Origin of the sequence: Jannaschia aquimarina, from assembly GCF_000877395.1 — a bacterium.
Lineage (GTDB): Bacteria > Pseudomonadota > Alphaproteobacteria > Rhodobacterales > Rhodobacteraceae > Jannaschia > Jannaschia aquimarina.
In genome coordinates, this window is the sequence record NZ_JYFE01000035.1 from 23,941 (window position 1) to 37,088 (window position 13,148).

Below are 13,148 nucleotides of genomic sequence, written 5' to 3' on the forward strand. Positions count from 1 at the left end.
GAATTTCCCGACGCCAATCGGAGAAATTCATGTCGGACGCCCCTCTACCAGGATCCAGCCGGATCAAGGTCGGTCGCCCCCTCTCGCAGAGGATCGGCAGGGCCTTCGACACGGTACTCGGATCGGACTGGATCCTCACCCTTCCCTTTCTCGCGGCCGCGGCCTGGCTCGTGAAGTTGCACGGCCTTGCGATGGCGCTGGCGCTGACGCTCCCGGCGCTGCTGGTAGCGGCGCGGGTCCGCAACGGCGCACGATCGCGGAACGTCCCGGCGGCGACCAGCATTCTGCGGTCGGACCAGGCCCGCATCGTGGTCGAGGATGCGCTGGAACGGGCCGCCGATCAGGGAAAGCAGACCGGGGTGCTGCTGATGCGGATCTGCGGCGTCTCCATGTCCAGCGGCGACTGGGGCGATCAGGCCGAAGGCCGCGTGATGGACGCCCTCGCCCGGCGCGCCGCATCGGCCATGCGGGCAGGCGACGGGGTGTTCCGCATCAACGAGGACCGCATCGCCGTCGTGCTGGAACCGGCGCAACGGCTGGATCTCGACGTCATGCTGTCCATGGCCGACCGGCTTCAGGCCGCGGTCGAGGAACCGGTTTCCGTCGACGGGCTCACGATCCGTCCGATCAGCCGCGTCGGCCTCTGCACGGAGGCGATGGCACCGTCGCGCACGTCCTCTGCGCTGATGGATGCCGCGGATCGCGCCCTGCGCGCGGCGGACCGGCAGGAACCGGGCGCCGTCCGCGCCTTCACGCCCGAGTTGCGCCAACAGGTCGAAACCGGCAACCGTCTCACGCGGCAGGTCGCAAGCGCCCTCAGCGCCGACGAGATCCGCCCGTGGTTCCAGCCGCAGATCGATGCGAGGAACGGCGCTGTCACGGGGTTCGAGGCGCTGGCGCGCTGGTACCACCCCGATCTGGGCATCCTCGCCCCGAATGCCTTCCTGTCCGCCGTCGAGGCGTCGGGCCATAACGCCGATCTCGGCATCGCGATCCTTCGCTGCGCGGCGGATGCGATCAATCGCTGGGACGAGGCCGGGATCGACGTCCCCACCGTCGGGGTGAACTTCTCGCCCGAAGAGCTGCGCGATCCACGCCTTGCGGACCGCATCATATGGGAGATCGACCGTCACGGGATATCTCCGGCGCGGATCACGATCGAGATCCTGGAAACCGTCGCCTTGGAAGGGGCCGACGCGACGATCCGCCGCAATATCGACGCGCTGCGCGACAGCGGCTTCCGTCTCGACCTCGACGATTTCGGCACCGGCTCGGCGGCGATCGGGAACATCTCCGGCTTCGGGGTCCACCGCATCAAGATCGACCGAAGCTTCATCGACCCGCTTGCCGACGGAGAAGAGCCGCGCCGCATCGTCGCCGGGATCCTCCGCCTCGCCAGCGAGATGGGGATCGAGACCGTGGCCGAGGGCGTGGAGTTGCCGGAGCAGATCCGCATCCTGACCGATCTGGGATGCGACCACCTGCAAGGCTACGCAATCGCCAAGCCGATGCCGCTGGAGGACACGCTGTCCTGGGCACGCAAGCACGGCGCATCCACCGATCTGCGTCACGTCCCCGTCAAGGGACACGCCTGACAGGCTCCGCACGCCGAGGCACCGCCATCCGCACGCCGGAACGCTGGCATCCCTGCCATCCTGAAGGGATCTCCGACGACCGCCCCAGATCTCCGGAGGTCACCTGTATCGCAATCGCCCTTCGGTCCGACAGTCCGTTCATGCCGCCACCGGACGGTGCTCGCCCCGCCGGCGCGCCCGACATCGCCGCCTCCCACGCGGCTGCATCGGCCAGCCAGACCGGTTCGCCGGCTTCGACCCGGGGCGGCGTGCCGCGTCCCATCCGCGCGCCCGTCCCGTGAAAGCTTGCCCGGACGGCCCTGTCCCTGCCGCGCCTGCCCTTGACCTTCCTGCCCCCCGCCTGTTGAACGGCGCCCGATCCCGGACAGAGTGCAGGCGCCCAGATGGACGACCAGAACAAGAACCTGATCTTTGCCACGGTGCTGTCCGCACTCGTGATCCTCGTCTGGATGGTTCTCTTCCCGCCCGAGCAGCGCAGCCCCGACGTGGCCCCGGTCGATACCGCCGACGGCATCGTCGACGGGACCGCCGCGCCGCCCTCCGCGACCGGCGCACCGCAGACGGCGACTGGCGCCGTGCCGGTGGATACGCGTGCCGACGCCATGGCCGCCGCGATCCGCGTCCCGGTCGACACGCCGCGGATGACAGGCTCGATCTCCCTGACCGGGGGCCGCATCGACGACCTCATGCTCAAGCGCTATCGCGAGACGCTGGACGAGGATTCGCCCATCGTCACGCTCCTGTCTCCAGCGGGCGGGCCGGACGCCTATTACGCGCTCCACGGCTGGGTACCCGGGGGCGATCTGGCCTCCGACGCCGTGCCGGGCCCCTCGACGGAATGGACCTTGGCCGAGGGCGAAACGCTCACGCCCGACAGCCCGATCACGCTCGAATGGGACAACGGGTCGGGCCTCACCTTCCGCCGCACCATCGCGGTGGACGAAGACTACATGTTCACCGTCTCGCAGAGCGTCGAGAACGCGACGGACGCCGCCGTGCGCATGGCCCCTTACGGCCTGATCGCGCGCCATGGCGAGCCCGAGACGATCAATTTCTTCATTCTGCACGAAGGGCTTGTCGCCCGCACCGACGGCGAATTGTCCGAGATCGAGTACGAGGATATGGTCGAACTCGACCCGGTTGCGGCAGAGGGCGGCCCCGTCGCGATCACCGAGGTCGCGCAGGACGGCTGGACCGGCTTCACCGACAAGTACTGGATGACGACCCTGATCCCCGATCCGGGCACCCCCTTCCGTCAGGTGGTCAAATACGTCGCCGCCGCCGACATCTACCAGACGGAAACCCGTCTCCCCGCGCTCGAAGTCGCCCCTGGCGCCACCGCCACCTCCGAACAGCGGCTCTTCGCCGGCGCCAAGGACTGGGAGACGATCCGCGACTACGAGGCCGGGCGCGAACTCGACGGGTTCTTCGACCACCTCGCCTACACGTTCGGCTTGGCCGAGACCGGGGAAAACGCGGTCGACGGCTTCATCGACTCGATCGACTGGGGCTGGTTCTACTTCCTGACCAAGCCGATCTTCATGATGCTGCACGGCTTCTACATCCTGATCGGCAACATGGGCATCGCGATCGTCGTCCTGACGCTGGTCATCAAGGCGCTGCTGCTGCCGCTGGCCTACAAGTCCTACGTCTCGATGGCGCGGATGAAGGAACTCCAGCCCGAAATGGAGAAGCTGAAGGAGCGGGCAGGCGACGACCGCCAGAAGCTCCAGCAGGGCATGATGGAGCTCTACAAGACCAATAAGGTGAACCCGGCCGCGGGCTGCCTTCCGATCCTGCTGCAGATCCCGATCTTCTTCAGCCTCTACAAGGTGATCTTCGTCACGCTGGAATTGCGCCACGCGCCGTTCTTCGGGCCCTTTCAGGATCTCAGCGCGCCGGATCCGACCTCGATCTTCAACTTCTACGGCCTGCTGCCCTGGGGCGCGCCCGATCCGGGATCGTTCCTCGCGCTGATCTTCATCGGGATCCTGCCACTGTTGCTGGGCGTCTCCATGTGGCTCCAGCAAAAGCTGAACCCGGCCCCCACCGACCCGACGCAGGCGATGATCTTCGCCTGGCTGCCCTGGGTCTTCATGTTCATGCTGGGTGGTTTCGCCAGCGGCCTGATCGTCTACTGGATCGCGAACAACACGATCACTTTCATGCAGCAATACGCGATCATGCGGTCCCACGGCTCCAAGCCGGACCTGTTCGGCAACATCAAATCCAGCTTCAAGCGCAAGCCCGCCAACGAACCGGCGGCCCCTAGGAAGGCCGGGGACGGCGTGGCCGACGAGGCGAAGGACCTCGACGAGAAGCTGGAAACACCTACCGAGCCGGACGAGGTGCCCGCCCCCGCAACGGCCGTGGATGCAGCGCCCAAGCCGGTCAACAAACCCCGTCCCCCGCGCAAGCGACGGAAGAAGCGGAAGTGAGGCTGGCCTCGATCTGGCGCCACCCCGTCAAGGCGATCGGACGCGAAAGGCTGACCGAGACGCGCACGACCGAGGGCGCCGCCCTGCCCGGCGACCGGCTTTGGGCGGTCACGCATGACCGTACCCGCGATCATGGCCCGGGCTGGGCGAAGAAGGCGAACTTCCTGCGCGGCGTCTCGGGTCCGCAACTCATGGCAATCACCGCCGAGAGCCAGGAAGCGAGCGTCACGCTCCGCCACCCCGAGGCGGGTGAGATCACCGTCGATCCGGATCGGGACGCCGAACACCTGATCGCCTGGCTCGACCCGCTCTGGCCCGAGGATCAGCCCCGTCCCAACGGCGTCGCGCGCTGCGAGACGGGGTTCACCGACGTGCCCGACCCGTGGGTCAGCGTGCATTCGACCGCCTCCCACCGCGCGGTCGAGCAGAAGCTGGCTCAGCCGCTTTCGATCCATCGCTGGCGGGGCAACCTCTGGCTCGACGGACTGGATCTGTGGGAGGAATTCGACCTCGTGGGCAAGCGGTTCCGCATCGGCGACGTCGTGCTTGAAGGACGCGCGCCGATCACCCGCTGCAAGGCGACGATGGCCAACCCCGAGACCGGGCACCGCGACGCCGACACGTTGGGCGCATTGAACGCATTCGGCCACCAGGAATTCGGTCTCTACGCCGAGATCATCGAGGGCGGGACCCTGACCGAAGGCGCCGAGGTCCGCCTGTGACCCTGTCCTTCCCCGAAGCGCCCTCCCCCGAACCTTTGGCCGAGGAGGCGGGCCGCAAGCTCTTTGCCGGAGAGACGGACTTCCTGAAGGGCGTCGTGGCGATGGACGGCCTGCCCCCGGCCGACCGGCCCGAAGTCTGCTTTGCCGGGCGGTCCAATGTCGGGAAATCCACGCTCATCAACGCGCTGACGGGGCGCAAGGCGCTGGCGCGCGCGTCGAACACGCCGGGCCGGACCCAGGAGATCAACTTCTTTACCCTTGGCGAGAGCCACTACCTCGTGGACCTGCCGGGCTACGGCTTCGCCGAGGCGCCGGTCGCGGTCGTGCGCAAATGGCAGGACCTGCTGCGCGCCTATCTTGCAGGGCGGGCCAGCCTGCGCCGGGCTTTCGTCCTGATCGACGCGCGCCACGGCGCCAAGGCCGTCGACGCGGAGATCATGGACTTGCTCGACCGCGCCGCCGTCCCGTTCCAATGCGTGCTGACCAAGGCCGACAAGGTGAAGGCGCGCGACCGCGAGACAGCACTGTCGCGTACCCGAGAAGTTCTGGCCAAGCATCCGGCGGCCTATCCGGAGCTGATCGTCACCTCGTCCGACAAGGGTTGGGGCCTGCCCACCCTGCGCGCCGCGATCGCCGCCATCGGTTGAGCCCGCGCGCGCGCCATGTCACCAAGCGCCCCATGAGGACGCAGGACATGACCAGAGACAACGCCGCTATCGCCCGCACGCTGAACGAGGCGCTGCCCTACCTGCGCCGCTACGACGACGCGACCGTCGTCATCAAGCTGGGCGGTCACGCCATGGGCTCGGATGAAGGGATGGCCAGCTTCGCACGCGACGTGGTGCTGATGCAGACGGTGGGGATCAACCCGGTCATCGTGCATGGCGGGGGCCCGATGATCAACGGGATGCTCGCCCGCCTGGGCGTCGAAAGCCGCTTCGTGAACGGCAAGCGCGTCACCGATGCCGAAACCGTCAGCGTTGTCGAGATGGTCCTGTCCGGTCAGGTCAACAAGCGGATCGTGCAGGCTCTGAACGCTGCGGGCGGGCGCGCCGTGGGTCTGTCTGGCAAGGATGCCGACCTGATGGTCTGCGAACCCGACGACCCCGAACTGGGCTTTGTGGGCCGTCCCGTGCGGATGAATGCGGACTTCCTTCAGGATCTGGGCCGCGCCGAGATGATCCCCGTCATCGCCCCCATCGGCACCGGCGAGAAGGGAGAGACCTTCAACGTCAACGGCGACACGGCGGCGGGCGCCGTGGCCGGAGCGATGAAGGCCGACCGCCTGCTGCTTTTGACCGACGTCGCCGGGGTCAAGGGCGCGGATGGCGAGGTAGTGACCGAGCTGACGGCCCCGCAGGTCCGCCAGATGACGGTCGATGGGACCATCGCGGGCGGCATGATCCCCAAGACCCAGACTGCGCTCGACGCGCTGGAGGATGGGACGCGCGCCGTCGTCATCCTGGATGGCCGGGTGCCCAATGCCGTGCTGCTGGAGCTGTTCACGAGCCACGGCGCCGGATCGCTGATCCGGCTGGGTTAGGCCCCTATTCCAGCCGCTTGCGCACCCGCTGGACCATCCACCACACCGCCAGCACCACCGGCACGACGACCAGGGCCGATACCATTTCCTTGGACACGCCTATCCGCGTGCCCAGCGGGTACAGCATCGCCGAGACGAGCCCCAGCGCGTAATAGCTGATGGCCACCACCGACAGGCCCTCGACGGTCTTCTGCAGCCGCAACTGAGCCGCCGCCCGCGCATCCATCGACTTGAGCAGTTCCGCGTTCTGGTTGGCCCGGTCCACGTTCACGCGCGTGGACAGCAGGTCGCCCGCCCGCTTGGCCCGTTCGGCCAGCGCCTCCATCCGGCGCTGCACGCTGCGGCAGGTCCGCATGGCCGGATCGAAGCGGCGCATCATGAACTCGGCAAAGGTCTGGCGTCCGCCGAACCGCTGCTCGCGCAGGACCGAAATGCGCTGGTTCACCAGCGCCTCATAAGCCTCCTGCGCACCGAACCGGAAGGCGGACCGCGCCAGCATCGTCTCCAGTTCGGATCCGATACCCAGAAGCCCTTCCAGCGTCTCGTCCGTCGCCGCCTGCCCCGCGCGCAGCTTTCCGACCAGATCGGACAGATCCTGATCCATCCGCCCCACATCGGCCGACAATGCCCGCGCGCGCGGCAGCGCCAGCATGGCCATCGTCTTGTAGGTCTCGATCTCGCACAGGCGCTGCACGATCCGGCCCACCCGCCGCTCGCCGGTCTCGTCGGCGGCGAAGACGGCGAAGCGCACATGCCCGGACGTGTCGATCCGGAAATCCGAGGCGATCACCGCGCTGTCGTCCAGGACCGTGGCACAGGCCAGACTTTCGGGCACGAACCAGTCGCGCAGCTTGGGCTCGATCTCGTCTCCATGGGTCTCGGCCTCGACCCGGATCAGGGCCGAGGTCAGCCGCACGCCGGGCGCCTCCTCCAGCCAATCCTTCGGAAAGACGTCGAACATCGCGCCGTCGAAGGGCCGCTCGGCCACGCCATCTGAGAACAGGGTGTAGGTGACGAACTCGGTATGGCTTTCCCATTTCAGGCGGTGCTTGCCCAGCTGACCGAAGAAATGGGTCGCATCCGGCGCCGGGCGGCTGGCGCCGAACCGGTCCAGAAGCGCGTCCAGATGGGCACGGTCCACGCTGCGGTCGCGTCCGGCGGCGTCCTCCTCGCGCTTGATCGCGAGGAAGGCGGCCCGACACGGCGCCACCAATGCGGGAAAGGGCCGAGCATGAAGCTCGTTGGCCAGTTCGTAACGGCGGGAATGATCCTTCATGGCGGTGCCAGCTAGCGCCGGGGGACCCGCACGGCGAGTCGCATCGCGGTATGCGGCGGCATGGCGTCTTTGAGGTCACGCATCAGAACTCGCCCCCCGCGATCCGGATCGCCTGCCCGTTCACGCTGCCCGACGCGTTCGAGCATAGCCACAGAGCCGCCTCCGCCACCTCGGACGCGGCGATCAGGCGGCCATGGGGATTGGCGCCCTGCATGATCTCCATCGCCTCGGCCTCGGACTTGCCCGTCCTCTCCATGATGCGGGTCAGGTTCTCGTCCACGATCGCCGTGTCCACATAGCCGGGGCACAGCGCGTTGACCGTCAGGGGCTTGGCCACGAAATCCGCAGCCAGCCCGCGCACCAGCCCCATCATCCCGTGCTTCGAGGCCGTGTAGGCGGCGGCCCCCCGCAACCCCTTCAATCCGGCGATCGAGCTGACGGCGATGGCCCGGCCCCAGCCTTCGGCCAGCATGTCCGGGATGCAGGCGCGGAAGGTGTGGAAGCATCCGTCGAGGTTGATCGCCATGACCTTGCGCCAGAAATCGGCATCGGTGTCCTTCAGCGACCGCCCCTCGGCGATCCCGGCATTTGCCACGCAGATATGCACCGGCCCGTTCGCCGCCCGCGCCGCCGCGACGCCTTCCGTGACGGATGCCTCGACCGCCACGTCCATCGCCACCGGCGTCACGCCGTCGACGGCGCGCAGCACGTCTTTGCGCCGCCCGGTGATGGTGACGACCGCGCCCGCATCGCGCAGCGCCTCTGCGATGGCCAGCCCGATGCCCGTGCCCCCGCCGGTGACCAGCGCATGGCGCCCCTCCAACTTCTGACCCAACGTCACGATCCTCCGCGCAATATTCTGTCGCTTGCCTTGTCGTTCACGACCGTCAAAGCTAGACGGCACGCTCATGTCCATGCGGGGGAGAAAGCCATGAAGATCGGCGCGCCGAAAGAGGTTCATAAGGGCGAGGCCCGCGTGGCCATCACCCCGGAAAGCGCGGGACACCTGCAAAAGCTGGGCTACGAGGTCGCCATCGAGTCGGGTGCGGGCCTCGATGCGGGCTTTACCGACGAGGCGTATCAGGAAGCGGGCGTCGAGATCGTCAAGACCGCCGCCGCGCTGTGGAAGGTCGCCGACATCGTCGCCAAGGTCCGCCCCCCGACCGAGGCCGAGGTCAAGCGCCTCTCGAAGGGCCAGACCCTGATCTCCTTCTTCTACCCCGGCTCGAACGAGAAACTGATGGAGCTCGCCAAGGATCGCGGGGCCACCGTCATCGCCATGGACATGGTGCCGCGCATCAGCCGCGCGCAGAAGATGGACGCCCTGTCGTCGATGGCGAACATCGCTGGCTACCGTGCCGTGATCGAGGGGGCGAACAATTTCGGCCGCTTCCTGACCGGTCAGGTCACCGCCGCGGGCAAGGTTCCGCCCGCGAAGGTCTTGGTCGTGGGCGCCGGCGTCGCGGGGCTGGCGGCCATCGGCACATCGACCTCGCTGGGCGCGATCACCTATGCCTTCGACGTCCGTCCGGAAGTGGCCGAGCAGATCGAGTCCATGGGCGCGGAATTCGTCTATCTCGAATTCGAGGACGACGAACTGCCCGACGGCGCCGAGACCGGCGGCTACGCGCCCCCCTCCTCGCCGGAATTCCAGGCCAAGCAGCTCGAGAAGTTCCGCGAACTGGCGCCCGATATGGACATCGTCATCACCACGGCGCTGATCCCGAACCGCGCCGCGCCGATCCTGTGGACCAAGGACATGGTCGAGGCGATGAAGCCCGGCTCGGTCATCGTGGATCTCGCCGCCGAACGCGGCGGCAATTGCGAGCTGACCGAGAAGGACGCCCTGATCACGACGCCCAACAACGTCACGATCATCGGCTACACCGACTTCCCCAGCCGCATGTCGACCCAGTCCTCGACGCTTTACGGCAACAACATCCGTCACATGATGGCCGACCTCACGCCCGAGAAGGACGGCAAGGTCGTGCACAACATGGAGGACGACGTGATCCGCGGCGCAACCATCGCCCATGAGGGCGAGGTGACCTGGCCGCCCCCACCGCCAAAGGTGCAGGCGATCGCCGTCCAGAAGAAGGAAAAGCCCAAGGAGCTGACGCCCGAGGAAAAGCGCGCGCAGGAAGTCGCCGCCTTCCAAGCGGAAACGAAGTTCCAGGTCGGGCTTCTGGGTGTGGGCGGCGTGCTGCTGCTGCTGGCGGGCCTCTTCACGCCGGCCAGCTTCATGCAGCATTTCATCGTCTTCACCTTGGCCTGCTTCGTCGGCTTCCAGGTGATCTGGGGCGTGGCGCACTCGCTGCACACGCCGCTCATGGCGGTGACGAACGCGATCTCGTCGATCATCATCCTGGGCGCGCTGCTCCAGATCGGCTCGGGCTCCGCGCTGGTCACGATCCTTGCGGCGGCGGCGGTCTTCATGGCCGGGGTCAACATCTTCGGCGGCTTCCTCGTGACGCGGCGCATGCTCGCCATGTTCCAGAAGTCGTAGGGGGGGCCGGAATGACCTTCACGTCACGCAACGCCGCCGCCGCGGCCGCCATCGGGGCGGCGCTCGTCTATGTCATTGGTCTGGCCCTTGTCGGCTGGCCGCAACCCCTGGCGTTCCACGCAGCCCTCCTCGGGCTCGGAGCGGTCGTCGGGGTTGCCGACCTCTTCCTCTTCTCGATGATCGCACGGATCAGGGGGCGCTGATTATGGAACTCGGATTCACCAATGCGGCCTACGTGGTCGCGGGCGTCCTCTTCATCCTGTCGCTGGGCGGCCTGTCGTCCCAGGAGAGCGCCAAGCGCGCCATCTGGTACGGCATCGTTGGCATGGCCATCGCCGTGCTGGCCACGCTGGTCGGACCCGGCGCGGGGCTCTGGCCCCTCTCGCTGATCCTGATCGGATTGGGCGGCGCCATCGGCTACCAGCTCGCCACGCGGGTGCAGATGACCCAGATGCCGGAGCTGGTCGCGGCCATGCACTCCCTCGTGGGTCTCGCCGCCGTCTTCGTTGGCCTGAACGCCCATGTGGAGATCGGCCGCGTCGCCGCCGCCTTCGCCGAGGCTGGCCTGCCCTTCCCCCGCGCCTATGACGAGACGCCGGAGATCGCGCTCGCTTCCGCGGCCGTGGTGGAGCAGTTCCGCGGCTTCGGCGCCGTGGTCGCCAAGAAGATCCCGGTCGAGATCACCATTCTCCAGATCGAACTCGCGCTCGGCGTCTGGATCGGCGCGATCACCTTCACCGGCTCTGTCATCGCCTACGGCAAGCTCTCGGGCAATGCGAGCCTCCTGCCCGTCAAGATCGACACCGCCGCCAAGCAGCTTCCGGGCGGGCACGCGCTGAACGCCGGCGCTGCCATTCTCTCGGTGATCTGCCTGTTCTGGTATCTCGGCTCGGGCAGCGCATTGCCGCTGATCGTCCTGACGCTGGCCGCGCTCTTCATCGGCTACCACCTGATCATGGGCATCGGCGGCGCGGACATGCCGGTCGTAGTCTCGATGCTGAACTCCTATTCCGGCTGGGCCGCGGCGGCGATCGGCTTCTCTCTCGGCAACGACCTCCTGATCGTGGTCGGCGCGCTGGTCGGCTCTTCGGGCGCGATCCTCAGCTACATCATGTGCAAGGCCATGAACCGCTCTTTCGTCTCGGTCATCCTAGGCGGCTGGGGCGGCAGCGCGGGCGAGCAGATGGCCGTCGAGGGCGAACAGGTCGCCATCGACGCGGACGGTGTGACCGCCGCGCTGGACGAGGCCGACAGCATCGTCATCGTGCCGGGCTACGGCATGGCGGTGGCCCAGGCGCAGTCCGCGGTGGCCGAACTGACCCGCAAGCTACGCGCCAAGGGCAAGGAGGTGCGCTTCGCCATCCACCCCGTCGCGGGCCGCCTGCCCGGCCACATGAACGTGCTTCTGGCCGAGGCCAAGGTGCCCTACGACATCGTGCTCGAGATGGACGAGATCAACGACGACTTCCCCGATACCGACGTCGTCATCGTGATCGGCTCGAACGACATCGTGAACCCCGCCGCGCAGGACGATCCCAACTCGCCCATCGCCGGAATGCCGGTTCTTGAAGTGTGGAAGGCCAAGCAGGTCTTCGTCTCGAAGCGCGGCCAGGGCACCGGCTATTCCGGCATCGAGAACCCGCTCTTCTTCAAGGACAACACGCGGATGTTCTACGGGGACGCTAAGGCCAGCGTGGACGCGCTGAACGCCAAACTCTGATCGGGGCCGGCCGGATCGTGCCGATCGCGATCCGGCCAGCGACGGAAATGGCGGGCCCCTGCGTGTAACGGTTTCCGACACAAAGACAGGAGACCGCCATGAAACCCGTTCTGATCGCCGCCCTGATCCTGCCCCTCGCCCTGCCGGCGGGCGCCGGACCCCGCAGCCCGGACCGGATCGAGGATCGCCTCGATCGGATCGAATCCCGGATCGACCGGCGCGTCGACCGGGGTCCTCTGGACCGGATCGAGGATCGTGTGGACCGTCGTGAGGATCGCCTCGACCGCCGGATCACGCGCGGCGACGGCCGCTTCACACGCGCCGAACGCCGGTTCCTGCGCCGCGCCGTGCGCTGAACGCAAAAAGGGCCGCCCGGTCGGGGCGGCCCTCTCTCATCCGTTCGACGATACTCACATCTCGATGATGGTCTCGATTTCGTCGCGGTCGGCTTCGCTATCGCTCCCGAATGCGGCGATATACAGTTCGGCGACCTGCGCGTCGTTCAGGGTGCTCGCATCGACGTCGAACCCCTGGCGGTCCAGAAAGTTCTGCACCGAATTGACGACCGAGTTCTCGCCAGCGGGCATCAGACCCATCTCGTCGGCCTCGACCAGCACGAGACGGCGCTCGGTCACCTCGCGGGTGGCGTATTCGCCATCGACGGCCGCACGGACCTTCTCGATCGTCTCGTCGGATTGCCCGGCGGCGTAGATCTCGATGACCTGCTCGTCGGTCAGGGTGGTCAGATCGATGTCCAGACCGGTTTCCTGAACGATATCTTCAGCGGCCGAGAGCAGGGTCGGCGACACGCCCGTATAGGCGAAAGCGGGCGCGGCGAGGGTGGTAGCTGCGGTTGCGATGATGAAACGGTTCATGGGATCTTTCCTTTTTCTGCGCCGCCGGAAAGGCGCTCTGGCGGGCTTGAGGAGAGAACGGCGCGTGGGCCGTGCCGGTTTCGCAACTTACCGGAAATATTCCGTGGAACGAAGCGGGTAGGCGTTGCGTTTGCGCCTCTTTCCGTTTCACCGACGAACAGACGCCCCGGCCTGCTCGGACCGGGGCGCCGCTCAAACGGTCGCCCCCCGCACCGCACAACCACCAGGGAACGACCGGAGACCCGAACACCGTCCCCGTTTCCGGCTCGATCCGGAATGTTCGGGGACGGCTCGGCGTCCGTTAGCGGATGAACCTCCCTGCCCGCGAACCGGTTCCGCCCAAACTTTCCCCTTCTCCGCCAGCGATCGTGCGGTGATCAAAGCGACCTCATCCGACCCGTCCCGAACCCCGTTTCTTCTCGGCCCAAATACTCCCGCCGGAGGCCCGGATCGGACGGGGCTCGATGCCCCGA

12 protein-coding genes are annotated in these 13,148 nt (G+C 67.3%); 9 read left to right on the forward strand and 3 right to left on the reverse strand.

Annotation, left to right across the window (positions count from 1 at the left end; all coding sequences use genetic code 11):
* Positions 1-29: 29 nt before the first annotated feature.
* The 5 genes from jaqu_RS09295 (at position 30) to argB (ending at position 6,298) form a co-directional block, all read left to right on the forward strand.
* Positions 30-1,595: an EAL domain-containing protein gene (locus tag jaqu_RS09295; RefSeq protein ID WP_052500880.1), complete on the forward strand. Its 1,566-nt coding sequence runs from the start codon at positions 30-32 to the stop codon at positions 1,593-1,595.
* A gap of 383 nt (positions 1,596-1,978) precedes the next feature.
* Complete coding sequence (yidC, locus tag jaqu_RS09300; protein ID WP_084629634.1) at positions 1,979-4,033, forward strand: membrane protein insertase YidC; 2,055 nt, start codon at positions 1,979-1,981, stop codon at positions 4,031-4,033.
* Complete coding sequence (locus jaqu_RS09305) at positions 4,030-4,755, forward strand: MOSC domain-containing protein (RefSeq protein WP_043918703.1); 726 nt, start codon at positions 4,030-4,032, stop codon at positions 4,753-4,755. Before yidC ends, jaqu_RS09305 begins: the two co-directional genes overlap by 4 nt.
* Entirely contained in the window at positions 4,752-5,402 is a 651-nt protein-coding gene (gene yihA / locus jaqu_RS09310; RefSeq protein ID WP_043918704.1) for a ribosome biogenesis GTP-binding protein YihA/YsxC, read from the forward strand. The genes jaqu_RS09305 and yihA overlap by 4 nt, the downstream gene beginning before the upstream one ends.
* A gap of 32 nt (positions 5,403-5,434) precedes the next feature.
* On the forward strand, positions 5,435-6,298 hold the full coding sequence (gene argB, locus jaqu_RS09315; protein ID WP_043918705.1) for an acetylglutamate kinase: 864 nt from the start codon (positions 5,435-5,437) through the stop codon (positions 6,296-6,298).
* Positions 6,299-6,302: 4 nt separating this feature from the next.
* Here the strand turns inward: argB and jaqu_RS09320 are convergent, their stop codons facing one another.
* On the reverse strand, positions 6,303-7,574 hold the full coding sequence (locus jaqu_RS09320) for a DUF3422 family protein (protein ID WP_043918706.1): 1,272 nt from the start codon (positions 7,572-7,574) through the stop codon (positions 6,303-6,305).
* A gap of 82 nt (positions 7,575-7,656) precedes the next feature.
* Positions 7,657-8,409, reverse strand: a complete 753-nt coding sequence (locus jaqu_RS09325; protein WP_043918707.1) for an SDR family NAD(P)-dependent oxidoreductase — start codon at positions 8,407-8,409, stop codon at positions 7,657-7,659.
* A gap of 96 nt (positions 8,410-8,505) precedes the next feature.
* Here jaqu_RS09325 and jaqu_RS09330 point away from each other — a divergent pair, with 96 nt between their 5' ends.
* The 4 genes from jaqu_RS09330 (at position 8,506) to jaqu_RS09345 (ending at position 12,156) form a co-directional block, all read left to right on the forward strand.
* Positions 8,506-10,080 carry a Re/Si-specific NAD(P)(+) transhydrogenase subunit alpha gene (locus jaqu_RS09330; protein ID WP_043918708.1) on the forward strand — a complete coding sequence of 525 codons (1,575 nt, stop codon included), beginning with the start codon at positions 8,506-8,508 and terminating at the stop codon, positions 10,078-10,080.
* 11 nt (positions 10,081-10,091) lie between these two features.
* Complete coding sequence (locus jaqu_RS09335) at positions 10,092-10,283, forward strand: hypothetical protein (RefSeq protein ID WP_043918709.1); 192 nt, start codon at positions 10,092-10,094, stop codon at positions 10,281-10,283.
* A gap of 2 nt (positions 10,284-10,285) precedes the next feature.
* Positions 10,286-11,800, forward strand: coding sequence for an NAD(P)(+) transhydrogenase (Re/Si-specific) subunit beta (locus tag jaqu_RS09340; protein ID WP_043918710.1), 1,515 nt, complete (start codon positions 10,286-10,288; stop codon positions 11,798-11,800).
* A gap of 98 nt (positions 11,801-11,898) precedes the next feature.
* A complete protein-coding gene (locus jaqu_RS09345) occupies positions 11,899-12,156 on the forward strand; it encodes a hypothetical protein (protein WP_043918711.1) in 258 nt (85 codons plus the stop codon).
* A gap of 54 nt (positions 12,157-12,210) precedes the next feature.
* Here jaqu_RS09345 and jaqu_RS09350 read toward each other — a convergent pair whose 3' ends face one another.
* Complete coding sequence (locus jaqu_RS09350) at positions 12,211-12,675, reverse strand: PepSY domain-containing protein (protein ID WP_043918712.1); 465 nt, start codon at positions 12,673-12,675, stop codon at positions 12,211-12,213.
* Positions 12,676-13,148 lie beyond the last annotated feature (473 nt).